The organism is Mesorhizobium sp. CNPSo 4688 (assembly GCF_057784295.1).
This window is the reverse complement of sequence record NZ_JBWLUY010000016.1, coordinates 39,577-63,442: the sequence shown is the minus strand read 5'-3', so window position 1 is coordinate 63,442 and position 23,866 is coordinate 39,577. Positions and strand designations below refer to the sequence as shown.

At 61.0% G+C, this 23,866-nt stretch carries 15 protein-coding genes; 8 read left to right on the top strand and 7 right to left on the bottom strand.

Annotation, left to right across the window (positions count from 1 at the left end):
* Positions 1 to 27 precede the first annotated feature (27 nt).
* On the bottom strand, positions 28 to 936 hold the full coding sequence (locus AC04SH_RS26710) for a hydrogen peroxide-inducible genes activator (protein WP_488577223.1): 909 nt from the start codon (positions 934 to 936) through the stop codon (positions 28 to 30).
* Positions 937 to 1,076: 140 nt separating this feature from the next.
* Between AC04SH_RS26710 and katG the strand changes: the two genes are divergently transcribed.
* Positions 1,077 to 3,278 carry a catalase/peroxidase HPI gene (gene katG / locus AC04SH_RS26705; protein WP_488577222.1) on the top strand — a complete coding sequence of 734 codons (2,202 nt, stop codon included), beginning with the start codon at positions 1,077 to 1,079 and terminating at the stop codon, positions 3,276 to 3,278.
* Between the two features lie 65 nt (positions 3,279 to 3,343).
* Here katG and AC04SH_RS26700 read toward each other — a convergent pair whose 3' ends face one another.
* Positions 3,344 to 4,021, bottom strand: a complete 678-nt coding sequence (locus AC04SH_RS26700; protein ID WP_112562434.1) for an MIP family channel protein — start codon at positions 4,019 to 4,021, stop codon at positions 3,344 to 3,346.
* A gap of 317 nt (positions 4,022 to 4,338) precedes the next feature.
* Here AC04SH_RS26700 and AC04SH_RS26695 point away from each other — a divergent pair, with 317 nt between their 5' ends.
* From AC04SH_RS26695 to AC04SH_RS26675, 5 genes are all read left to right on the top strand, one after another.
* Entirely contained in the window at positions 4,339 to 5,628 is a 1,290-nt protein-coding gene (locus AC04SH_RS26695) for an RsmB/NOP family class I SAM-dependent RNA methyltransferase (protein WP_488577221.1), read from the top strand.
* Between the two features lie 142 nt (positions 5,629 to 5,770).
* Entirely contained in the window at positions 5,771 to 6,232 is a 462-nt protein-coding gene (locus tag AC04SH_RS26690) for a PaaI family thioesterase (RefSeq protein WP_477237627.1), read from the top strand.
* Positions 6,232 to 6,897: a 5'-methylthioadenosine/S-adenosylhomocysteine nucleosidase gene (locus AC04SH_RS26685; RefSeq protein ID WP_488577220.1), complete on the top strand. Its 666-nt coding sequence runs from the start codon at positions 6,232 to 6,234 to the stop codon at positions 6,895 to 6,897. The genes AC04SH_RS26690 and AC04SH_RS26685 overlap by 1 nt, the downstream gene beginning before the upstream one ends.
* Positions 6,898 to 6,952: 55 nt before the next feature.
* Complete coding sequence (guaA, locus tag AC04SH_RS26680) at positions 6,953 to 8,515, top strand: glutamine-hydrolyzing GMP synthase (RefSeq protein WP_488577219.1); 1,563 nt, start codon at positions 6,953 to 6,955, stop codon at positions 8,513 to 8,515.
* A gap of 294 nt (positions 8,516 to 8,809) precedes the next feature.
* Positions 8,810 to 10,066 carry a tyrosine-type recombinase/integrase gene (locus AC04SH_RS26675; protein WP_488577218.1) on the top strand — a complete coding sequence of 419 codons (1,257 nt, stop codon included), beginning with the start codon at positions 8,810 to 8,812 and terminating at the stop codon, positions 10,064 to 10,066.
* A gap of 296 nt (positions 10,067 to 10,362) precedes the next feature.
* Here the strand turns inward: AC04SH_RS26675 and AC04SH_RS26670 are convergent, their stop codons facing one another.
* Positions 10,363 to 10,632, bottom strand: a complete 270-nt coding sequence (locus AC04SH_RS26670; RefSeq protein WP_477337813.1) for a helix-turn-helix domain-containing protein — start codon at positions 10,630 to 10,632, stop codon at positions 10,363 to 10,365.
* 54 nt (positions 10,633 to 10,686) lie between these two features.
* Here AC04SH_RS26670 and AC04SH_RS26665 point away from each other — a divergent pair, with 54 nt between their 5' ends.
* Positions 10,687 to 10,818 carry a hypothetical protein gene (locus AC04SH_RS26665; protein WP_488577217.1) on the top strand — a complete coding sequence of 44 codons (132 nt, stop codon included), beginning with the start codon at positions 10,687 to 10,689 and terminating at the stop codon, positions 10,816 to 10,818.
* Positions 10,819 to 11,050: 232 nt separating this feature from the next.
* Here AC04SH_RS26665 and AC04SH_RS26660 read toward each other — a convergent pair whose 3' ends face one another.
* The 4 genes from AC04SH_RS26660 to AC04SH_RS26645 all read right to left on the bottom strand — a co-directional run bounded on the left by AC04SH_RS26660 (position 11,051) and on the right by AC04SH_RS26645 (position 19,506).
* Positions 11,051 to 11,332: a helix-turn-helix transcriptional regulator gene (locus AC04SH_RS26660; protein ID WP_477337809.1), complete on the bottom strand. Its 282-nt coding sequence runs from the start codon at positions 11,330 to 11,332 to the stop codon at positions 11,051 to 11,053.
* 799 nt (positions 11,333 to 12,131) lie between these two features.
* Positions 12,132 to 13,385, bottom strand: a complete 1,254-nt coding sequence (locus AC04SH_RS26655; protein ID WP_488577216.1) for an adenylate/guanylate cyclase domain-containing protein — start codon at positions 13,383 to 13,385, stop codon at positions 12,132 to 12,134.
* A complete protein-coding gene (locus tag AC04SH_RS26650; protein WP_488577215.1) occupies positions 13,382 to 13,771 on the bottom strand; it encodes a response regulator in 390 nt (129 codons plus the stop codon). Before AC04SH_RS26650 ends, AC04SH_RS26655 begins: the two co-directional genes overlap by 4 nt.
* Positions 13,768 to 19,506, bottom strand: coding sequence for a GAF domain-containing protein (locus AC04SH_RS26645; RefSeq protein WP_488577214.1), 5,739 nt, complete (start codon positions 19,504 to 19,506; stop codon positions 13,768 to 13,770). The genes AC04SH_RS26650 and AC04SH_RS26645 overlap by 4 nt, the downstream gene beginning before the upstream one ends.
* A 515-nt stretch (positions 19,507 to 20,021) precedes the next feature.
* Between AC04SH_RS26645 and AC04SH_RS26640 the strand changes: the two genes are divergently transcribed.
* Positions 20,022 to 23,864 (top strand): GAF domain-containing protein, encoded by a 3,843-nt coding sequence (locus AC04SH_RS26640; protein WP_477337803.1) that lies wholly within the window; start codon positions 20,022 to 20,024, stop codon positions 23,862 to 23,864.
* Positions 23,865 to 23,866 lie beyond the last annotated feature (2 nt).

Here is a 23,866-nt window from a genome sequence, read left to right as displayed (position 1 = left end):
CGGGTTCTGTGACGCTTGGCTGGCCTTTTACGCCGCCAGCACCGCCTGATCCAGCCCACGAATGATCTTGGCCAGTTCCACGCACTCGTCATGCCGCACCTTGTTGCGGCGCCAGGCCAGGCAGATCATGCGCTGCGGCATCGGCTCCTGGAACGGCACGATCTTCAGATCGGGCATGGCGCTGGCCGGTCTTGCCGCCATTTCCGGGATCAGCGTGACGCCGAGCCCATGCGCCACCATCTGCAAGAGCGTCGTCAGGCTGGTAGCGCCGTAGCTTGCCATCGCCACCGGGCGCACGCTGCCGCACAGCGCCAGCGCCTGTTCGCGCAGGCAGTGGCCTTCCTCCAAAAGCATCAGCCGCTCCAGCGCCGGGCTTTCCGGCGGCACCGGCGGCGAGGCAAAGGCCGGGTCGCCTGACGGCACGGCGAGGAAGAAGCGGTCGGCGAACAGCGCCTCGGTGACCAGACCTGGCTGGTCGAGCGGCAGCGCGGCGATGAAGGCGTCGAGCCGTCCCGTCGCCGTGTCCTCGACCAGCGACGCCGTCACCGCTTCGCGCAGCTCGAGCTGAAGGGACGGAAAATGCCGCTTCAGCTCCGGCAGAACATGCGGCAGCAGATAGGGCGCCACCGTCGGGATGATGCCCAGCCGGAAGCGCCCTTCCATGGCCGGGCGGCCGCGCCGCGCCGTCGTCTCGACCTCGCTGATATCGCGCAGGATGCGCTCGATGCGCGGCAGCAGAGCCTGCGCCTCCTCGGTCATCCGCACCGTCTTGCCGCCGCGTTCGAACAGCCGGCAGTTCAGCCTTTGCTCCATCTCGGCGATCTGTGCGGACAGCGCCGGCTGGCTGACACCGACGAGCTTTGCGGCGCGGCCGAAATGCAAGGTTTGCGCCAAAGCCTCGAAATATTGCATCTGCCGGACGGTGAGACCAATCATAAGGAAAACCTATCGCAACAAACAGGAAAGGCAATTTGTTTTTATCGAGGAGACGGCCTAGTCTGGAACCATTCCAGAGTGGCGCGGCTCCCGGCCGGCCCGGAAAACCAACACAGAAAATCAGCACTTCGGAGGCTAAGATGGACGCGAACACCGACGACAACAGCGCCGGCAAATGCCCGGTTGCGCATGGAACCTCCGCCAGGACCAACCGTGACTGGTGGCCGAACCAGCTCGACATCAGCGTTCTCCACCAGCAGTCGAACCTTTCCGACCCGATGGGCGAGGCGTTCGATTACGCCGAGGAGTTTAGGAGTCTCGACCTCGATGCGGTGATCAAGGACCTGCACAAGGTGATGACGGATTCGCAGGATTGGTGGCCGGCCGATTTCGGCCATTACGGGCCGCTGTTCATTCGCATGGCCTGGCACAGCGCCGGTACCTATCGCATTGGTGACGGCCGCGGTGGCGCCGGCGCCGGCCAACAGCGTTTCGCGCCGTTGAACAGTTGGCCGGACAACGCCAATCTCGACAAGGCGCGCCGGCTGCTGTGGCCGATCAAGCAGAAATACGGCCGCAAGATTTCCTGGGCCGACCTGTTGATCCTCACCGGCAACGTCGCGCTGGAATCGATGGGCTTCAAGACTTTTGGTTTTGCCGGCGGCCGCGCCGACGTCTGGGAGCCCGAGCAGGACGTCAACTGGGGTTCGGAAACCAAGTGGCTCGACGACAAGCGCTATTCCGGTGACCGTGAACTGCAAGGCCATCTTGGCGCCGTGCAGATGGGGCTGATCTACGTCAATCCGGAAGGGCCGAACGGCAAGCCCGATCCGCTGGCCTCGGCGCGCGATATCCGCGAGACCTTCGGGCGCATGGCGATGAACGACGAGGAAACCGTGGCGCTGATCGCCGGCGGTCACACCTTCGGCAAGACCCACGGCGCCGGTGATGCAGCCCTTGTTGGCGCCGAGCCGGAAGGCGCCGGCATCGAGGCGCAGGGCCTCGGCTGGTCGAGCAAGCATGCGTCAGGCATTGCCGGCGATGCGATCACGTCGGGCCTCGAAGTCACCTGGACGACGACGCCGACCAAGTGGAGCAACAACTTCTTCGACAATCTGTTCAACTTCGAATGGGAGCTGACCAAGAGCCCCGCCGGCGCTCATCAGTGGACGCCGAAAGGCGGTTCCGGCGCCGTTACGGTGCCGGACGCCCACAACCCGGGCAAGCGCCATGCACCGGCCATGCTCACCACCGACCTCGCGCTGCGTGCCGACCCGGCCTATGAGAAGATCTCGCGGCGTTTCCATGAGCACCCCGAGCAGTTCGCCGACGCCTTCGCCCGCGCCTGGTTCAAGCTGACCCATCGCGACATGGGTCCGATCGTGCGCTATCTCGGCCCGCTGGTGCCGAAGGAAGAGCTGATCTGGCAGGATCCGGTGCCGGCAATCGACCATGAACTGGTCAGCGACCAGGATATCGCTTCCCTGAAGGCCAAGATCCTGGCTTCGGGCCTCACCGTTTCGCAGCTGGTTTCGACCGCCTGGGCCTCGGCCTCGACCTTCCGCAACTCCGACAAGCGCGGCGGCGCCAATGGCGCACGCATTCGTTTGGCACCGCAGAAGGACTGGGAGGTCAACCAGCCGGCCGAACTGGCCAAGGTGCTGGCAAAGCTCGAGGCCATCCAGAAGGAGTTCAACGTTGGCGGCAAGAAGGTGTCGCTGGCCGACCTCATCGTGCTTGGCGGTGTCGCCGCGGTCGAGAAGGCCGCGACGGATGGCGGCAACGCGGTGAAGGTGCCGTTCACGCCGGGCCGCACCGACGCCTCGCAAGCGCAGACCGACGTTCATTCCTTCGCCGCGCTCGAGCCGAAAGTCGATGGCTTCCGCAATTATGTCGGCGGTAAGTTGCCGATGTCGGTCGAAGCGTTACTGGTCGACCGCGCGCAACTGCTCAACCTGACGGCGCCGGAGATGACGGTGCTGGTCGCCGGCCTTCGCGTGCTCGGCGCCAATGCCGGCGGCTCGAAGCATGGTGTGCTCACCGACAGGCCGGGCACGCTGACGAACGACTTCTTCGTCAACCTGCTCTCGATGGCAACCGTCTGGGACCCGGCCACCGGCACTGAACCGGGCTCGCACGAGGTCTACGAAGCGCGCGACCGCAAGACCAAGGCGGTCAAATGGACCGCTACCCGCGCCGACCTGATCTTCGGCTCGCATGCGCAATTGCGCGCGCTGGCCGAGGTCTACGGGTCGGCGGATGCCGGGCCGAAATTCGTCGGCGATTTCGTCAAGGCTTGGACCAAGGTAATGAACGCCGACCGCTTCGACATCGTCGGCTGATCGCAGCCCTCCCAACAAAAAGGCGCGGGCCGAGGCCCGCGCCTTTTTGTTTATGCTTTCGAAAATCAGTCCTTTTCGAAGATGCGCGCCTTGGCGACGACGCCGGCAATGGCGCCACCGATCAGCGGCGCAACGATGAACAGCCAGAGCTGGCTGAGCGCGGCGCCACCGGTAAACAGCGCCGGGCCGATCGAACGTGCCGGATTGACCGAGGTGCCGGTCACCGGGATCATGGCGAAGTGCAACCCTGCCAGGGTCAGGCCGATGACCAGGCCTGCGAACGCAGTCGAGTGCTTTTCCGCGGTGACGCCGAGGATGACGGTGACGAAGGTGAAAGTGCCGATCAGCTCCCAGAGGAAGGCCGAACTCATCCCCCATTTCGCCACGTCCCAGCCATTGGCGCCGAAGCCGGTGGTGTGTCCGCCGGTCTGGCCGGAGACGATGATCCACAGCGCCAGCGAGGCCAGGATGGCGCCGATGACCTGCGCGATCCAGTAAGGGATGACATCCTTGGCCGGCAGCCGGCCGGCAAGGAAGACACCGAGTGTGACGGCTGGATTGAGATGCGCGCCGGAGATCGGGCCGACCGCATAGGCAGCCGCAATCAGGCCGATGCCGAACGCCAGGCCGATGGCTTCCTGGCCGAGCGGCAGATCGGCCAGAAAGCCGCCCGTCGCCACCGACGCCGTGCCGATGAACACCAACAGAAATGTCCCTAGAACTTCCGCAAGATACGTTTTCATTGCCCTCTCCTCGTATCGATCCGCAGGTCCGCGTTTTCTGCGCTGCGAATCATGGCGCAAAGAGTATTCCCAACGCAAAAGCTTGGAAAGCAGAGCAGTTGCTCCACAGGTGATGCTTGCGGCGGCCAGTTACCAACATTAGAGGCTCCGCATATATTGGAGAGTTGCTTTCGCTGGCAGGCGGACATTTGCCGGCCCGGGAAATTCGCCGACCCTGATCGCAATGGCCTTGTCGCCGCCAAACGCAAGCGGGGTTCAATCTCGACGTGAAAGGCTCTAAGAGCAGGCCGGGAAAGCTCGATTGAATGGAATGACGAATGCGACTGGGCGGACGGCTGGCGGCAGCCATCGAAGTGCTGGAAGACATTGGCCGGCGCCATCGGCCGGTAGCCGATGCGCTGAAGGATTGGGGCCTGTCGCATCGCTTCGCCGGCGGTGGTGACCGCGCGGCGATCGGCAACATTGTCTACGATGCGCTGCGCCACAAGCGTTCCGCCGGCTGGCTGCTGGGTGAAGACACGCCACGTGCCATCGGCTTCGGTGCGCTGCTCATCGAATGGGGCCAGACGGCGCAATCGCTCAACGATGCGCTCGACGGCGACAAGTTCGCGCCGCCGCTGCTCAGTGCCGGCGAGTTGCAGGCGCTGGCCGAACGCCGCTCCGAAGACGCCCCGGAGGCGGTGCGAGCCGACATTCCCGACTGGTGCGCGCCGCTGTTCGAGCGAGCCTTTGGCGCAGGCTGGGTCGAGGAGGGCGCAGCTCTGGCCACTCGTCCGCCGCTCGATATAAGGGTCAACACGCTACAGGCCGACCGCGCCAAGGTGCTGGTGGAACTCGCCGACACCGGCGCCAAACCGGCCGCTATCGCGCTGCAAGGCATCCGCATTCCGCCGATCGACGGCGATGGCCGGCATCCGAATGTGCAGGCTGAGCCCGCCTTCCAGAAAGGCTGGTTCGAGGTCCAGGACGAGGGCTCGCAGATCGTTGCGGCGCTGGCCGGGGCGCAAGCTGGCATGCAGGTGCTCGACTTCTGCGCCGGCGCCGGCGGCAAGACGCTGGCCCTGTCGGCGGCGATGGCCAACAAAGGCCAGGTTTTCGCCCACGACGCCGAAAAGGCGCGGCTGGCGCCGATCTTCGACCGCATCCGCCGTTCGGAAAACCGCAATGTGCAGGTGGTCACCAAGCCGGCCGAACTTAGCCCCCTCGCGGGCCATATGGACATCGTGCTCGTCGATGCGCCCTGCACCGGCAGCGGCACCTGGCGGCGCCGTCCCGATGCCAAATGGCGGCTGACACAGAGACAGCTCGATGCCCGCAAGAACGAACAGTCGGCGATCCTTGATGCCGCTAAAACCTATGTCAAACCTGGTGGCCTCCTGGTCTACATCACCTGTTCGGTGTTCGATGAGGAGAATGGCGAGCAGATCGCCGCCTTCCGCGAGCGCCACAAGGGCTTCGTCCCGGTCGATCATCGCGCACTCTGGGATATCAGCTTTCCCGGCCATGCAGCGGCCGCGCGGGTTGGCAAGGCCGGCGACATCTCGCTGTCGCCAGCGCTGAGCGGCACCGACGGGTTCTACTTCTGCGCGCTGCGCCGGGCGGCCTGAGCCTTGCCGCAAATCGGCTGACGCCAGCCGGCTTGCATTGCCTGGCGGCAGGGAAGCGCCGATTGCTGCAGTGCAGCAAAAGCATTTGCCTGCCGTTCCAGCCTCTGCGATAAGCTTCTGCAGATCAATCAGGGCGACAGCCATGACAGCAGCAAAGATCGTACCGGCTCCCGACTACGAGGATCGCGTCAGGGCGTCCTTCGCGCGCCAGCAGGCCATGGCGACGATCGGCGCCGAGCTGACGCTGGTAACGCCTGGCATCATCGAGATCGAGATGCCCTATTCGGCGGCACTCACCCAGCAGCATGGTTTCCTGCATGCCGGCGTGATTTCGACGGCGTTGGACTCGGCCTGCGGCTATGCTGCGTTTTCGCTGATGCCGGAAAATTCCGGTGTGTTGACCATCGAGTTCAAGGTCAACCTCCTGGCGCCGGGCCGGGGCGAGCGTTTCCTGTTTCGCGGCTCGGTAACCAAACCCGGCCGCACCATCATCGTCGCAGACGGCCAGGCCTATGCCTTTGCCGTCGACGGCGAGGCCAAGCTGATCGCCACCATGACCGGGACGATGATGACGGTGGTCGGGCGTGACGGGATTGCAGGCTGATGGCCAAAATTACGCGCATTGGCGGCAAAAATGTCCTCTTCGTCATGGCCGCGCAGGCCGAGTACGGTCCGCATCTGCAGAAACTGTTCACGCCGCTGATGACGGGCGTCGGCCCGGTCGAGGCAGGCGTGCGCCTCGGCGCCGAACTGTCCTGGCTGAAATCCGAGAAGACGCTGCCCGATCTCGTCGTCTCGCTCGGCTCCGCCGGCAGCCGCACGCTTGAGCAGACGGAAATCTACCAGGCCGTCTCGGTTAGCTATCGCGACATCGACGCCTCGCCCTTAGGGTTCGAGAAGGGCGCAACGCCGTTTCTCGATTTGCCGGCAACCGTGCCGCTGCCGTTTCGGATTCCCGACATCAAGGAGGCCAGCCTGTCGACCGGCGGCGCCATCATCACCGGCGGCGCCTATGACGCAATCGCCGCCGATATGGTCGACATGGAGACCTTCGCTTGCCTGCGCGCCTGCCAACTGTTCGATATCCCGCTGATCGGCCTGCGCGGCATTTCCGACGGCGCGGCTGACCTGCGGCATGTCGGTGGCTGGACTGAATATCTGCATGTCATCGACGAGAAGCTGGCGGATGCTGTCATGCGCCTCGAACAGGCCATCGGGTCCGGCCTGCTGCGCAAGGAACAGCCTGGGGACGAGCCGTCGCCGCTCTGAAAGTCGGGTTACACAACCCATTGCGCCGACTCGTTTCTTTCTCTAAAGGCTCGCCATGACGACAGCCAATCATCCCGATACAGTCCTGATTGTCGATTTCGGCAGCCAGTTTACGCAGCTCATCGCCCGCCGCATCCGCGAGGCTGGCGTGTTTTCCGAGATCGTGCCGTTCCAATCGGCCGAAGCTGCCTTCAAGCGCATAAATCCCAAAGCCGTGATCCTGTCTGGCGGTCCCGCCTCGACATCGGACATAGGCAGCCCGCGCGCGCCGCAGATCGTCTTCGATGCCGGCGTGCCGGTGCTCGGCATCTGTTACGGCCAGATGGCGCTGTGCGTGCAGATGGGCGGCGTTGCCGAAAGCTCAAACCATCGCGAATTCGGCCGCGCCTTCGTCGAGATCGAGAAGGATAGCCCGCTGTTCGAAGGCCTGTGGGCGCCCGGCCAGCGCCACCAGGTGTGGATGAGCCATGGCGACCGCGTCATCTCGCTGCCGAAGGGGTTCGAAGTCTTCGGCAAGTCTGAAGGCTCGCCCTTCGCCATCTTCGGCAATGTCGCGCGCAAGATGTACGGCATCATGTTCCACCCCGAAGTGGTGCACACGCCGGATGGCGCCAGGCTGCTCAGGAACTTCGTCCACAACATTGCCGGCATCGAAGGCGACTGGACCATGCGCGCCTATCGCGAGCATGCCGTCGAGACCATCCGCAAGCAGGTCGGCAAGGGCAAGGTGATCTGCGCGCTGTCGGGCGGCGTGGATTCTTCCGTCGCCGCGCTGTTGATCCATGAGGCGGTCGGCGACCAGCTCACCTGCATCCTCGTCGACCATGGCCTGATGCGCAAGGACGAGGCCGCGGGCGTGGTGGCGATGTTCCGCCAGCACTACAATTTGCCGCTCATTCTGGTCGACGCTTCGGAAAAATTCATCTCGGCGCTGGAAAGCGAGTCCGACCCTGAGAAAAAGCGCAAGACCATCGGCCGGCTCTTCATCGAAGTCTTCGAGGAAGAGGCCAAGAAATTAGGCGGTGCCGATTTCCTAGCGCAGGGCACACTCTATCCCGACGTCATCGAAAGCGTCTCCTTCACCGGCGGCCCGTCGGTGACCATCAAGTCGCACCACAATGTCGGCGGCCTGCCGGCGCGCATGAACATGCAGCTGGTCGAGCCGCTGCGCGAACTGTTCAAGGATGAGGTGAGGGCGCTCGGCAAGGAGCTCGGCCTGCCCGAAAGCTTTATCGGCCGCCATCCGTTCCCGGGCCCTGGCCTCGCCATCCGCTGCCCCGGCGGCATCACCCGCGAAAAGCTCGAAATTCTGCGCGAGGCCGACGCCATCTATCTCGACGAGATCCGCAAGGCCGGCCTCTACGACGCCATCTGGCAGGCTTTCGCCGTGCTTTTGCCGGTGCAGACCGTCGGCGTCATGGGCGACGGCCGCACCTACGAATTCGTCTGCGCGCTGCGCGCCGTCACCTCGGTCGACGGCATGACCGCCGACTTCTACCACTACGACATGGCCTTCCTGAGCGCCGCCGCCACCCGCATCATCAACGAGGTGAAGGGCATCAACCGTGTTGTTTACGACGTGACCTCGAAACCGCCAGGAACGATCGAGTGGGAATGATTCAGGCCCACTCAAACGCCGCCGAACCTACGCCAATCTGCGACGTAACATACTGAAAATAAAGATAAATCCTTTCAGAGACAATCAGCGACAATCGGCACGCAGAGATTGGTTGTGACAGACCGACTGACGGGTCTCGTACATATTGCCCACCCGAAATTTTCTGAGTACCGTCACAGTCAATGAGGCTAGTGACGGTACTTTTTTGCCCCATAAGGCATTGAAGAAAAAAGGAATTTTCTGCCGAGAAGCCTCAAAATTGTACTGACGGTACTTTTTCAGGAGGCAGTAGGCATGCTGACGGATGCCGCCCTTAAGGCGCTGAAACCAAAACAGAAAATCTACAAGATTGCAGACCGTGACGGCATGTACATCCGCGTCATGCCCAATGGCGCGATCTCGTTTCGGCTGGACTACAGGCTGAATGGACGCCGTGAAACGGTCTATCTAGGCAGATACGGCAGAGACGGCATCTCGCTCGCGTTGGCCCGGGAGAAGTGCCTCGACGCGAAGCGCGCTGTTCGCGAGGGACGATCGCCGGCCATCGAGAAGCAGCGAGAGAAGCGCCGCTTGAAAGAGGCCAAGAGTTTTGGCGAGTTCGGGCAGAAGTGGCTCACCGCCGCGCCGATGGCCGACAGTACGCGCGCGATGCGGCGCTCCATCTTCGAGCGAGAGCTGCTTCCGGCCTGGCGCAATCGACTCCTGACGGAGATCACGCCGGACGATCTAAGAGCCCACTGCGGCAGCATCGTCGAACGTGGTGCTCCGGCGACCGCTATCCACGTTAGAGATATCTTAAAGCAGATCTACGGCTTCGCCATCCTGCACGGGGAGAAGGTGTCCAATCCGGCTGATGAAGTCGGGCCGGCGTCGATTGCCACGTTCGTGCCAAAGGATCGCTCGCTCTCGCCCTCGGAAATCCGAGTGATGCTGAAGCAGCTTGAGCACGTCGCCACCCTTCCCACGATCCGCTTGGGAATGCGGCTTTACCTGCTCACGATGGTGCGAAAGAGCGAGCTGCAGGACGCGGTTTGGGACGAGGTCGATTTCGAGAATGCGGTCTGGACGATCCCGAAAGAACGCATGAAGCGATCGAAGGCGCATAACGTCTACCTGTCACGCCAAGTGCTCGACATCATGATTGCCCTGAAGACCTGTGCAGGGAATTCCAGATACCTTCTTCCATCGCGGTACGATGCGGATGCTCCGATGTCGCGTGCTACCTTTAACCGCGTCACCTACGCGGTCGTCGAGCAGGCGAAGTCCGAGGGGCTGCCTCTGGAGCCGTTTACGGTTCATGACCTGCGGCGAACGGGCTCGACGCTGTTGAATGAACTTGGTTTCAACAGCGATTGGATCGAGAAATGCTTGGCACACGAAGACGGGCGCTCGTCGCGTGGTGTCTACAACAAGGCCGAATATGAGGTGCAACGCCGCCACATGATGCAGGAATGGTCGGATATCGTCGATGCCTGGGTCGGTGGCAAGAAACATGTGCCGACACTGATCCCGCCGTCGATGCCGATCTTGGAGCCTGATCCGGCCCTTTAATTCCATACACGGGTTGTACGGCGCATCACGCCTGTTTGGCCCGAGGTTCGCCGAGTCCGTTTTTCCTGCTACGCATTAATATGAAACTTTGTGGCGCCGGTATTATAGCTGGACGATAATATGGTGAGGCGGTTCGGGACTCACTACTGCCAGGCATTAGCAAACCACTTTTGTGATTCCTGTTAACGGTTCCCTGGCTCGCACCAGGACCTTCGGCTGCACTCCGGCGACCCCACATCGTACACGAAAGTCGAACCACGTTTTCCGGATCTGTCCAGGCCGCCGACTGGCTTCTGCTACCTGTCTAAACGCGCAGAATCATCTTCCTCAATGATGTCTTCGAGTGTCCGGCGCTTGTTGTTGAAGGTCGTCAGCCGGAAATCGAGCCCTACAATGTTCATGAGCGTGAGCACGCGTTTGAAACCCATGTCGGATACCCTGCCATTCTCAAGCGCCTCGATCCTCGCCCGGCTGAGCCCGGAAAGTTCGGCGAGCTTTTCCCGGGTCAGCTTGCGCTGCTTCCTTGCATTCTTGATCTCATTGCCAATATCGTTCAGGTCGATCATTTTCGCCTCACAAATTAGCTGTTTCGAGCTTTTGTGAGGAAAATAGCTTATATAATGGCTGTTTTCGAGGCTCTGATAACCGTGACATCAGACGGCATCATGCCGATCATAAGCAGCAAGCGCCGCACGCTCTTTGCCCCTGATCATCATCGCCATCATGCCGCCGGCGCGATTGTGCCGACGTGACCATCAGCGATCTTCGGCGGGGTGGATGGTTATCACAGATGTCCCGATTCTCGGGTTAGCAGCTTCGACGTTCGCGACCGCTCAATCTGGTTTCATGGACGCCCACCTGAAGCCTTCACTAGGGCGTCGGATTTGCCAGTGGACTTTGCGGCTCCATGGCATCCGCCGCCGCGGCAGATATGCCGGAACGGATTGATCATCGACACCAAACCGTGGCGATCATCCCCGGTGCTTACGATATTTGTGCCCGATCTCGCGCTCTGACCGGAGAGGTTTTCCGTAGACGCACATCAGGAGGACTCGCTCGGGGGATCGGAACTGCCCTGCGAGCCTGCAGCCAGGCTTCTACTTCGGCCAGATTCCAAACTACGCACCGAGGGGTGAGAGCGAAGCGTCGAGGAAATTGCCCGCGTTGTTCCATTTCATAGATTGTGGTGTCGGCCAGAGGTACGATTTCGCGCAGCTCCTTGCGGCGGATCGTCCGCTTTGTTGCACTTTTCCCGGGACCAGTCATGGCGCCATTCCTCCTTCGCTAAGCAGACGATTGAAGCAGATGGTCTTCAGGGAAGGAAATGGCGAAAGCCGGCAAGCGTATGCAGGGCGGTCATTTCGTAAATATCGGCCGGTGAGGGTTAGCTGTGGCCCGGATCGACCATATGCGTCATGCGCGGCGGATCGCTTCCTGCTCTGCGGTCACGTTAGCGAGCAAAGTTTCATATGGCGCCCTTCGCCGGGGGCAGTCGGTCCCGCATCCCGCCTCACGGCGGCGCTATGCTGATGCTCCTTCGGCCGCCCTGTTGAACCGGTCTCAGGGCCACGAACCTGCTCCAGCACCGAACTGACTTATTCCCGCTGACGGAGATTTCGGTGCTTCCGCCTTGTACGCCCTTTTTTTCACATTGGTCGGGAGATCAGGGCTCTCCCGACGGAGAGTCAGAGGAGGAGCGGGTTTTTCGCGACGGGTTGAAAGCGGGAGGAGAGGCCTTCGGCGCCAGTCGCGGAGAACCGCAATGTCTGTCCGGACCAATCGAACTCATCCTGTCGCTGACCGGTCAAACCTATACGACGAGATCACCGCCAGATTAGGCGGCACAAGCTGTCCCTCTGTCCCGCTCTCTAGACGGTGGGACACTGCGACAGCCGCGCGTCAATGCTGCGGGCTATAAAGGAGGGACCGGCTCATGCAACCCTGCTGTTTTGTGGATGGCGGCTCTGCGCCTCTTGTCGGCCGTTGAGGGCACCTTTGCCACCTCGTGAAATCAGACATTGCCGGCGACGAGGCTTGACGGTCGCGGTCGCGACTGGCGCAAAGATCAGTCGAGGCTGATCCGTGTTCCCTTGGCGCCGTTGAGCAGCCGCTTGAGATGGAAGCTGGCGAGCTGGTCGTCCGGACATTTGCCGATCTGCGCGGCGAAAGCCGTAAGCGCGTTTGCGTCGCCGGCCTCCAATCTGCCAAAGGCTTCAAGATAGCTGGCCGTCGAAGGATCATCATACTGCTTTGACGACAAAGGCTCGAACGCGCGCAGCGCCTCGGCTCTGCCGCGCAGCATCAGATCGCCGACCGGCCGTCCGCGGAAGCCGTCGACCCTTGCAGCGGCGCTCGCGCTGACGCAGATACGCGTGCCCAGCTGCTTGTTGGCGCTTTCCAGCCGCGCCGCTATATTGATGGTGTCGCCATAGGCCGTGTAGTCGAAGAAGCGGCCTCCGCCGAAATTCCCGACCAGCGCCGGACCTGCATGGACGCCGATGCGGGTCGTTCCGACCGCGACGCCCTTGTCGCGCCAGCTATCGCGGAACGATTGCGACAGCGCGTCGAGCTCGAGCGCGCAGGCAACCGCGCGCGCCGCATGGTCCTGCTGCTCGCCAGGCGCGCCGAATAGCACATGCAGCGCATCGCCGACGATCTTGGCGACGGTGCCTTCATGCGCGAACACGACGTCGGTCATGCCGGCCAAATAGTCGTTGAGGAGCGCGCCTAGCGTGGCAGGGTCGATCGTTTCCACCAGCGTGGTGAAGCTGGTAATGTCGGTGAACAGCGAGGCGACCTCGCGCCACTGCCCGGCTAGCGCCAGCCCGTCGGCGTCGCCGGCCAGCCGCTCGGCCAGATTGGGCGAGAAATAGCGCGACAGCGATGCATGCGCGCGCTCGGCGACTGCTTGCCGCCGATGCGCCTCGTGCAGCACCTCCCGATGCTTCAAGGTCTTGGCGATCGTGGTCTCCAGGTCGGCAAAGTCGATCGGCTTAGTGATGAAGTCGAAGGCGCCGCGGTTCATCGCCGTACGGATGTTGGCCATGTCACCGTAAGCGGAGACGATGACCGTCGAAAGCTGCTGACCCTCGGCCTGCTGCAGCTTCTCCAGCAGCGACAGGCCGTCCATACGGGGCATGTTGATGTCGCACAGCACCATGTCGATGTCGCTGTTGCCGTCGATGACGGAGAGGGCGTCCACACCATCGCTGGCAAACAGGAAAATGACCGCGCCGTCGCGGATCTGACGCCGGAACTTCTGGACGATCAAGACCTCAAGATCGGGCTCGTCGTCGACCACGAGGATGCGCGCCGTCACGCCACCATTCCCAGCCGGGTTTCGATCTGTTGCCTGAGCGCCGAAAAGTCAATCGGCTTGGTCAGCAGCGCTTCGGCACCGTTCTCCAACGCCTTGCGCTTGGTTTCGGCGTCGCCATAGGCGGTGATCATGATGACCGGGACGTCGGGCCTCAGCACCTTGATCTTCGGCAGCAGCTCGAGCCCGCTTATGCCGGGCATGTTGATGTCGGATAGCACCAGAATCAGTGTCACCCCTTCGGCGTGGTCGATCTGCTCCAACGCATCGACCGCCGATTGCGCGAACTCCATGGTGAAGCGGCTGGCTCGGATGTCGCGGCGGAACTGCTGGCGAAATAACGGCTCGACGTCGGGCTCGTCGTCGACGACCAGGATGAGGAGGCTCATGCTTCACCTCCCGATTTTGCGAGCGAGGCCGCAGCGCGCGGCAGCACAATCCGGAACTCGGTGAACTCGCCTGGCTGGCTGTCGACGTCGATCGTGCCGGCATGCTGTTTGACGACGATGTCGTGGCTGAGCGACAGGCCGAGCCCGGTGCCCTCTCCGGCTGGCTTGGTCGTGAAGAATGGATTGAACATCTTCTCCTTCACCTCCGGCGGAATGCCGGTGCCGTTGTCGCGGATCCTGATTTCGACACGGTCTCCGAGACTTATGGTGGTGGCGCAGAGCGTCGGCTCATAGCCCGCGCCATTCGCCGCGGCGCTGCGCTTGGCTGTTGCATAAAAGCCGTTGGAGATGAGGTTGAGAAGCACCCGCGTGATCTCCTGCGGGTAGAGATCGACATCCCCCGCCTGCGGGTCGAAATTCCGCGTCAGCGTGACGTTGAATCCCGGCTTTTCGGCGCGCGCCCCGTGATAGGCAAGGTTCAGGCTCTCCTCCACGATGGCATTGATGTCAATCGGACGATGCTCTCCTGAACCCGCGCGCGAATGCAGCAGCATGTTCCTGACAATGGAATCGGCCCGCTTGCCGTGCTGGACCACCTTGTCGAGATTGCTCTTGAGAATGGCTGTCAGCTCGCCGACCTGTTCGCGCACGGATGCCTCCAAAGGCGCTCCGGCCAGCACACTGTTCAAATCATCGATGAGTTCGCCGGAGAGCGTTGAGAAGTTGTTGACGAAGTTGAGCGGGTTCTTGATCTCGTGGGCGATACCGGCGGTCAACTGGCCGAGTGAGGCGAGCTTCTCCGTTTGCACGAGGCGGTCCTGCGCGGTCCTCAGATCTTCGAGCGAGCGTGACAATTCGCGGGTACGCGCCTGCACCTCGTCGAACAGCCGGACGTTTTCGATCGCTATGCCGGACTGGTCGGCAAACGTCTCGACGAGCTCGATCTGCCTCGGCGTGAAGTCCCGCACCTGTGACCGCGTCAGCGCGAACACGCCGACCGGCGCGCCTTCGCGCAAGATCGGAACGCATAGAATGGTCCGGTAGCCGCCGAGCTTCTGAAGCTGCGTTGCCCCGTAGTCCGGGTCGGCGAGCACGTCCGAAACGTGGACGGCGCGGGCTTCGAGGGCCACCCTTCCGGTGACGCTGTCGCGACCGGCGGCGAAGGGATTGGCTTTGGCGAAAGCCGCGGCTTCAGGCAAATTGCCGTACTCGGCCGACCACCGGTAGAGATCGCCGTCACGCTTGAAGATGACGCTCGTGTCCGCGTCGCACAGCTTGGCCGCTGATTCTGCCAGCGTGTCGAGAACCGGCTGCAGGTCGAATGTGGAACGGCTGATCGCCTTCAGAACATCCGCCGTTGCCGTCTGCAGCTGCAGCGATTCGCTCAATTCCGCCGTGCGGGCCTGTACCTCGTCGAACAAGCGGACATTTTCAATGGCGATCACCGCTTGGTCGGCGAAAGTCTCGACCAGCTCGATCTGCTTTGGCGAGAATGGTCCGGGCGCCTTGCGCATCACCAGAAGCAACCCCATCAGCTCCGTACCGCGCAGGAGCGGAACGCCGAGGATGCAGCGAACGCCGCGCTGCCGCGCCACGTCGGTGAAGGTGAACTCGGGATCGGCTTCGAAATCCGGTACGTGAACGGTTTTCTGTTCCAGCAGAACGCGCCCCGACACCGATCCGCGCCCCGGCTGGCGCATGATCTTGGTATGGGCAGGGGCCGCTTCCGGATCTCGGCTGAAGGTCGTGGTCCACTGAAATCCGTCGTCGACCAGACGATAGAAATCGGCAATGTCCGCGTCGCAGAGATGCGCGGCGGACTCTGCCAGGGTGTCAAGGACGTTCTGCAGGTCGAAGGCCGACCGGCTGATGACCTTGAGCACGTCTGCTGTCGCTGTCTGCTGCTGAAGCGACTCGCTTAGCTCCGCGGTCCGCGCCTTGACCTCATCAAACAGGCGGACATTTTCGATGGCGATTACGGCCTGGTCGGCGAAAGTCTTCAGAAGTTCGACTTGCTTAGCGGCAAGAAAGCCCGTCTCAGCACGCCCGACTGCTATGCAACCGATAGGCAGGCCGTCACGCAGCATCGGCACGGCGACAGCACTGCGCAGGCCCGAAAAAGCCGCCGCGGCGCGATGCGTGAATTCACTATCCAAGGTGAGGTCCGGGATCTGCGCCACGTCAAGATATAGAATTGCCCGTTCGGCAGCGCTGCCGCGAGTAGGTGCCACGGGAAAGGTGTTGCGCACGATCTCAACGCTTTCTTCGGTGATGCCGTGATGCGCGACGAAATGCAGAAGGTCGCCATCAAATCTGTAGACAAAGCAGAACTGCGCTTCGCATAGACGGGCGGCACTTTGCGCGATCATATTAAACACTGGCTGCCCATCGGTGGGCGAGCGGCTGATAACGCTAAGCACATCGCTGGTCGCCGTCTGGTACTCCAGCGCCTCTGTGGCCTCCCGTGTCCGCTGCTGCACCTCCTCGAAAAGGCGAACGTTCTCGATCGCAATTACGGCCTGGTCGGCAAATGTCTGGACAAGTTCGATCTGGCTATTGGTGAAGGGCCCGGGTTCAGGTCGCGTCATTGCGAAGACGCCAATTACCGATCCTTCGCGCATGAGCGGTACACAGAGCACAGCCGAATAACCTCCGAGCCGCGGAGCTTCGGGAAGGCCATGTTCTGTGTCCTTGGTAACATCCGGAACATGGACGACTGCCTTGTCGAGTGCTGTTCGGCCGACCCAGGACTGTCGGCTGATCGGACTTGGATTCGCCTCTTCATACGCGCGATACTCCGGGGTTTGGTCGTAGCCTGCCGCAAGCCGGAAGACATCGCCGTCGCGCATAAAGATGCCAGACGTTTTCGCACCGCAGAGCCTCACAGCAGAATCGATAAGTGTCTGCAGGACGCTCTGCAGGTCGAATGCGGAGCGGCTTATGACCTTGAGCACATCCGCGGTCGCGGTCTGCTGCTGTAATGCTTCGCCAAGCTCGGCGGTGCGGGCCTGCACCTCTTCGAAGAGCCGCACATTGCCGATCGCGATGACGGCCTGGTTGGCGAAAGTTTTGAGAAGGCCAATTTGGCTGTCGCTAAAGGGCCGCGCCTCGATGCGCCGGATCATAAGCGCTCCGATTGCCTTTCCTTCCTGCAACAGCGGAGTGGCGAGAATCGCGCGAAAACCGAGACGTTGAGCCATCATTCGGGCAGTTGCAAACTCCTCTCCAGCGATGGTCAAGTCGTGAACGTGGACCGGCACCCCATCCAATACGGCGCGGCCGGTAACGATGTCGCGCGCGACCGGCAAGCCAGCACTGTCAATCGGAATCGGTCCATGATGCGCTCCCACAGCCAGCCTGTCGGAGCGCAGCAGATAGATCGTTGCGTCATAGGCGTCGCAGAGCCGAGCGGCACTTTCAGCGACGGCGTCCAGCACAGGCTGAATGTCCGTAGGAGACCCGGCGATCACTTGCAATATTGCGCCGGTCGCTGTCTGCTTCTCTAGCGCGTCGGTCAGATCACGGCCACGCGACTCGACCTCTTCGAACAGCCGGACGTTTTCGATGGCTATGACCGCCTGGTCGGCGAAGGTCTTGAGCAGTTCGACCTGCCGATCGGGAAAATCGCCGGCTTCAAGCCGGTCGACCGTGATCACGCCGATCGGAACGCCATCCTTGAGCATCGGCACCGCGACGGTGCTTCGCGATTGCAATAAATCGGCAAGCGCGCCCATCGTATGATCCGGATCGGCCTGATAATCCGGATCGGCCTGTATGTCGGGGATTTGCACTACGGTGCCGCTGCTCACCGCCCGCGCGGCAGCGCTGCCACGTCCTGGTGCCATTGGGAAGCTGCGATCGATCGTCTCGATGGCTTCGGGCGGCACCCCGTAATGGGCCATGAAGTGCAGGAGCGTTCCATCGAACCGGTCGACAAAGCAGAATTGCGCCCCGCAGAGCTTGGCGGCGCTCTGGGCGATCGTGTCGAAGACGGGCTGCGCATCAGTCGGGGATCCGGAGATTGCGCGCAATATCTCGCCGGTGGCCATCTGCTGTTCCAGCGACTCGGCTAGGTCGCGGTTGCGGGACTCGACCTCTTCGAAGAGCCGCACGTTCTCGATCGCGATGACCGCCTGATCCGAAAATGTCTGCACCAGTTCGATTTCGCGCGTACTGAACGGCGAGACCGACGAGCGGGCGAGGACGAAGACGCCGGTCACGGCGCAGTCACGCATCAGCGGAACGCCCAGCAGGGTGCGGAAGCCGCCGAGCCGCTGGCCTTCGATGTTGGTATACTCCGGATCGTCGAGAACGTCGGCAATCTGCTCCACGGACCCGCTTTGGGCAACGCGGGCGGCGATGCTGCCCCGGCCCGGCGTGACCGGGAGGTTGTTCATGTGGTCCTGGAATTCTTGGCTCCATCCGATCTGTACCGTCGGCTGCAACACGTCGCCCTGGCGCAGATAGATGTAGCCCATCCCGGAATGACAGAGGTCGGACGCGGACTTCACAAGCGTATGCAGCACGGAATCGAGATCGAACGCCGAACTGCTGATCGTCTTCAACACTTCGGCCGTCGCCGTCTGCTGTTCCAGCGCTTCAGTCACCTCACGGTTGCGCGCCTTCACCTCGTCGAACAGGCGGACATTCTCGATGGCGATCACGGCCTGGTCGGCGAAGCTCTCGACCAGTTCGACTTGACGCGGCGAAAATAGCCCGATCGTCCGCCGCCCCAAGCCGAATACGCCGATGGTCTCCTGACCCCGCTTCAGCGGAACAGAAAGTACTCCGCGGAAACTGCCCATGACTGCCGCTTCCGGCCTTTCGTATTCCGGGTCTTCAAGCGCGTCCGCCACGTGGATCGTCAATCCCTCCAGTGCGGCGCGGCCCTGGAACGTCCCTCGTCCCACGACATGTGGGTTGGCTCGTTCGTATGCTTGCAGCTCGGCAGCTTGCCCGCCGCCTGCCATGAACCGCAACGTATCGCCAACGCGCAACGTGATTGCGCCCATGTCCGCCCCGGCCAGCCGTATTGCCGAGTCGACCAGCGTCTGCAGTACCGGTTGGAGATCGAAGGCCGACCGGCTGATTGCCTTGAGCACATCGGCAGTCGCGGTCTGCTGCTCCAGCGCCTCGCCGAGATCGTGCGTGCGCGCCTGCACCTCGTCGAACAGGCGCACGTTCTCGATGGCGATGACCGCTTGGTCGGCGAAAATCTTGAGCAGCTTGATCTGCTTCTCGCTGAAAGGCTTGACCTCGATGCGCCCGATGACGAGCGCGCCGATCGCCTCGGTGTCACGCATGAGAGGTGTCGCGAGCACCGTGCGGTGGCCAAGCCTTTCGGCCAGTGTTTGGCTGACAGGAAACTCCGCACCTGCTGCCGCTATGTCGTTGACATGCACAGTCTTGCAGTCGGCGAAGGCGCGACCGCAGACCCAATCGCGTCCGACCGGCATCGGTTCGAAGTCGAAGGCGATGGGGCCGTAGTGTGCTTTGGGGAAAAGTGTCCCGTCTCGCGCTAGGAAAATGCCGGCGTCGTACGTGTCGCAAAAGCGCGCAGCACTCTCCGCCACGACCTGCAGGACGGGTTGGATGTCGGTGGGCGATGCGGCGATCACCCTGAGGATCGCACTCGTCGCATTCTGCTGTTCAAGGAGATTGGCGACCTCCGCGGTGCGTACCTGATTTTCTTCGCGCGCCGCTGTCAACTCGGATCGGAGCGAGCGGATCGTCATCTCTGAGTCGGAGTCTGGCCCTCCCACAGAGGAGCTCCTCTTTTTCTCTGCTCAGTGTCGGCTCTGGCCAGCCCAGCGTCAAGTTTGGTGATCTGCAACGTCCGTTCGTCACGCAGAGCGGTCGCTCCGGTGATGCACCTGAGCGTCGGATTTCGGAGCAATTGCAGACAGGGAATACGTCCGAGATGGGATCGTAGGCCGACTGACCGCTCCCTCGCACCTTGACCTAAAACAAGTCGACCAGCTTCCGTCCCCTTTGCCGGACCGCAATTCGCCTCATCTCGGTCATACCGGGCACCTTGGCCGCTCGCGAAAGCGGACATTTCTCGTGACGACCGTGACTCAGGGATTTGCCGCAGAAGCGGACATCACAGGCCAGTGGCTGCGCAAAGACGCTGCCCAGGTACTGACAATCAACCGCTTGGCATGTAACAGTGCTTGCTAATGTATGATGAGCAGTTGGGGAAGGATGCCGCTCACACTCTTGGCGGAATTTTTTGGGGGAGAAAGCCGACATGCAGAGCTCAGTCGAAATCGACCTTGCTGGTCGACTCGAATCGGCGAACCGGTACATTGCCGAACTAGAAGTCGCCAAAGCATCTGCGGCAACCCAACTCAGCCAACTTTCTGCCGACAACAAGCGTCTGCTCGACCTCACCGAGGACCGCGCAAAGGAACTCGCGATCCTCAACAGCGTCGGCGAGGCAATGGCCAAGACGTTGAACGTCAAGACTGTCACACGCATCGTCGGTGACAAGGTTCGGGAGATATTCGGGGAGGACATCACGGAAATACTGCTGCACGATGAGGCCTCTGATCTCATCACCGTCCCGTATTCATTCTACCGTGAGTACCAGGACGTGGAACCGTTCACTTTGGGCGCAGGACTTACCTCAAAGGTCATCCTCTCTGGAACCCCGCTGGTTATCGATACGTTTGAGCAGTCCCTCAAGTTTGATGTGATCGCACTTACCGAAGCGGAGCGAGCAGAATCGTACATAGGCGTGCCGATCATCGCTGGAGGCAGAACTCTAGGTGTTGTCAGCGTGCAGAGTTACCAAAAGAACGCCTTTAGCGAAGATCACGTGCGTCTCTTGCAAGCCCTCTCTTCGAGCATGGGAGTTGCCATCTCGAATGCCCGCCTTTTCGACGAAACCCAGCGACTGTTGAAAGTATCCGAGGACCGCGCAAAAGAACTCGCGATCCTCAACAGTGTCGGCGAAGCAATGGCCAAGACGTTGAATGTCAAGACCGTCACGCGCATCGTCGGTGACAAGGTGCGCGAGATATTTGGAACAGACGTCACCGAAATCCTGCTGCGTGATGAGAAGTCTGATCTAATCACCGTACCCTATGCGTTTTACAGGGACTATCAGGACCCCGAGCCATTTGCGATGGGCGAAGGTCTGACCTCCAAGGTCATACTCTCAGGCAAGCCATTGGTGTTGGGCACGACTGAGCAACACGTTGCTCTGGGCGCACTTATACCTACAGAAGATGACAGGACCGAATCCTACTTGGGTGTGCCGATCATCGCTGGTGACAGGATTTTGGGTGTCGTCAGCGTTCAGAGCTACGAGAAGAATATCTTCAATGAAGATCATGTGCGTCTGTTGCAGGGGCTGTCATCCAGCATGGGCGTCGCCATCTCCAACGCACATCTGTTCGATGAGACGCAGCGCCTGCTGAAAGTGACAGAGGACCGCGCAAAAGAACTGGCGATTCTCAACAGCGTTGGCGAAGCGATGACGAAGTCGCTTAACCTGGACACTGTTATTCGCTTGGTAGGCGACAAGGTGCGGGAGGCTTTCGGCACCGAAGTCAGTGAAATTTTATTACACGATAGCGAAACCGGCTTGATCCATGTCCCTTATGCATACTTTAGGACCTATAGAGCTATCGATCCATTTCCAATGGGCATGGGAGTAGCTTCGAAAATCATAACAACAGGTGAGCCCTGTGTTTTCGGCACTCTTGAGGAAGGAAAAGAGCTTGGCGCCTACTTTCCACACGAAGAGGATAGGACTGCCTCCTACATAGGCGTGCCGATCAAGTCTGGTGAGGGAACACTGGGTGTTCTCAGTGTGCAGAGCTATCAGAAGCATGCCTTCGACGAAAACCACGTGCGCCTGCTGCAGACGGTGGCCTCCAGCATGGGGGTCGCCATCGCCAACGCCCGCCTATTCAATGAAACCCAGCGTCTGCTCAAGGTGACTGAAGCCCGCGCTGCCGAACTTGCCGCCATTGGAACGGTTAGTCAGGCGCTCATAGCAGAATCGGAACTTGACAGCACGATCCAGTTGATCGGTAACCAGATGCAGGAGATCTTTGATGCCGATATTGTCTACGTCGCACTGCTCGATCCGGAAACCAAGCTAATCCATTTCCCCTATCAGTTTGGCGAGGCCTTCAACACACTAACCCTTGGCGAGGGGCTGACAAGCAAGATCATAGAGACTGGTGAGCCGCTGCTGATCAATCAGGATGTGGCGGAACGTGGAGCGCAGATCGGGGCTACCCCCGTCGGCAAGGATGCGTTGTCCTATCTCGGCGTTCCGATCAAAACTGCGCAAGGAACGCTTGGAGTTATCAGTGTTCAGAGCACTACGCGGGAGGGCATATTTACCGATGACTCGCTTCGTTTGCTTTCCACCATTGCCGCCAATGCCGGTGCGGCCCTCCATAACGCGCAGCTATTTACCGAGCTCAAACAGCTTTCCCTGGCGCTGCAGCAGGCAAAGGAGGCGGCCGAGGCGGCAAATGAGGCGAAGAGTTCTTTTCTGGCGACGATGAGCCACGAAATTCGTACGCCAATGAATGGCGTGATCGGAATGAGCAACTTGTTGCTTGGTACAAAGCTTGACGCTGAACAACGTGAGATTAGCGAGACTATCAGCAACAGCGGCGAAGCCCTGCTAACGATTATCAACGACATACTCGATTTCTCCAAGGTTGAGGCCGGCAAGCTGGAGCTTGATCCAAGTCCCTTCGAACTCCGGGAATGCCTTGAGAGCGCAATTGACCTGGTGGCCTCCAAGACCGCGGAGAAGGGGCTCGACCTAGCGTACTTGGTGGAGCCCGGTACTCCCGACGGGATTGTCGCAGACAGCACAAGACTGCGGCAGATTTTGCTTAATTTCCTCAACAATGCTGTGAAATTCACGGAACGGGGTGAAATTGTACTATCGGTGACGAGAGTTCCGTCCGCAGTTGAAGACATGGGGACACCTCACCGTGGAAGCGAAGAGGGCTTATCCACACTGCAGTTCGCAGTACGCGATACCGGTATCGGAATTCCCGAGAGCCGACTGGATCGCTTGTTCAAGTCTTTCAGCCAGGTCGATGCCTCGACGACGCGGCGCTACGGCGGAACCGGGCTAGGGTTGGCGATCAGCAAACGACTGGCAGAACTGATGGGCGGCGAAGTATGGGTGGAAAGCGTTGAAGGGTCAGGGACGACATTCTTCTTCACGATCCGTGCTGCCGTAGCGCCCGCCCCCAGGCAGGCGCAAATGTCTGTGGCCAAAGTTGAACTCGCACGCAAGCGGTTGCTCATCGTTGACGACAACGCAACCAACCGGCGCATTTTGTCTCTGCAGGCCCAATCCTGGGCTATGGTTCCACACACAACCGAATCGCCCCTTGACGCATTGCGCCGGATTTCGAGTGGCGAAAATTTTGACGCCGTCGTGCTCGACATGAGTATGCCAGAGATGGACGGCATAGAACTGGCCAAACGATTGCGTAGTCTTGGTCAACGGGGTGACCTTCCACTGATATTGCTGAGCTCCCTCGTCCCTCTTGATGAGAAAAGCAAGGCGGCTATCGAGAGCATCAAATTTGCGGCGATGCTTCCTAAGCCGATCAAGCCCTCGCCGCTCCTCAATGCTTTTATGTCAGTCTTTGCCGTGGCTCCAACGCGTTCAGCCAAGCCTGATCAACCCAAGGGACCATCCCTCGACAGCGAAATGGCGGCAAAATTGCCGCTTCGGATCCTGCTGGTTGATGACAACATCACCAATCGGAAGATTGGGTCCAAGGTGCTTGAACGGCTTGGCTACAAGGTAGACTTGGCGGTGGATGGAGAGACGGCGATTTCGTCATTTGCCGAGGGACAACACGATGTCATCCTGATGGATATCGAGATGCCGGACATGGACGGGCTCGAAGCCACGAGGTTGATCCGCGCATCAGGCGCCGGGGATTCGCTGCAGCCTTTCATCGTGGCACTTACCGCCAATGCAATGGCCGGCGACCGCGAGCGCTACCTGGAAGCTGGGATGGATGATTACCTGAGCAAGCCGTTGCGCGTGGAGGAGTTGGTCGCCTCTCTTAAACGCGCCCACCAACATAACTGACA

Bases quoted from the DNA above. Each gene is read 5' to 3' on its own strand.
- AC04SH_RS26710 (WP_488577223.1), bottom strand. From the start codon at position 936: ATGATTGGTCTCACCGTCCGGCAGATGCAATATTTCGAGGCTTTGGCG.
- katG (WP_488577222.1), top strand. From the start codon at position 1,077: ATGGACGCGAACACCGACGACAACAGCGCCGGCAAATGCCCGGTTGCG.
- AC04SH_RS26700 (WP_112562434.1), bottom strand. From the start codon at position 4,021: ATGAAAACGTATCTTGCGGAAGTTCTAGGGACATTTCTGTTGGTGTTC.
- AC04SH_RS26695 (WP_488577221.1), top strand. From the start codon at position 4,339: ATGCGACTGGGCGGACGGCTGGCGGCAGCCATCGAAGTGCTGGAAGAC.
- AC04SH_RS26690 (WP_477237627.1), top strand. From the start codon at position 5,771: ATGACAGCAGCAAAGATCGTACCGGCTCCCGACTACGAGGATCGCGTC.
- AC04SH_RS26685 (WP_488577220.1), top strand. From the start codon at position 6,232: ATGGCCAAAATTACGCGCATTGGCGGCAAAAATGTCCTCTTCGTCATG.
- guaA (WP_488577219.1), top strand. From the start codon at position 6,953: ATGACGACAGCCAATCATCCCGATACAGTCCTGATTGTCGATTTCGGC.
- AC04SH_RS26675 (WP_488577218.1), top strand. From the start codon at position 8,810: ATGCTGACGGATGCCGCCCTTAAGGCGCTGAAACCAAAACAGAAAATC.
- AC04SH_RS26670 (WP_477337813.1), bottom strand. From the start codon at position 10,632: ATGATCGACCTGAACGATATTGGCAATGAGATCAAGAATGCAAGGAAG.
- AC04SH_RS26665 (WP_488577217.1), top strand. From the start codon at position 10,687: ATGGCTGTTTTCGAGGCTCTGATAACCGTGACATCAGACGGCATCATG.
- AC04SH_RS26660 (WP_477337809.1), bottom strand. From the start codon at position 11,332: ATGACTGGTCCCGGGAAAAGTGCAACAAAGCGGACGATCCGCCGCAAG.
- AC04SH_RS26650 (WP_488577215.1), bottom strand. From the start codon at position 13,771: ATGAGCCTCCTCATCCTGGTCGTCGACGACGAGCCCGACGTCGAGCCG.
- AC04SH_RS26645 (WP_488577214.1), bottom strand. From the start codon at position 19,506: ATGACGATCCGCTCGCTCCGATCCGAGTTGACAGCGGCGCGCGAAGAA.
- AC04SH_RS26640 (WP_477337803.1), top strand. From the start codon at position 20,022: ATGCAGAGCTCAGTCGAAATCGACCTTGCTGGTCGACTCGAATCGGCG.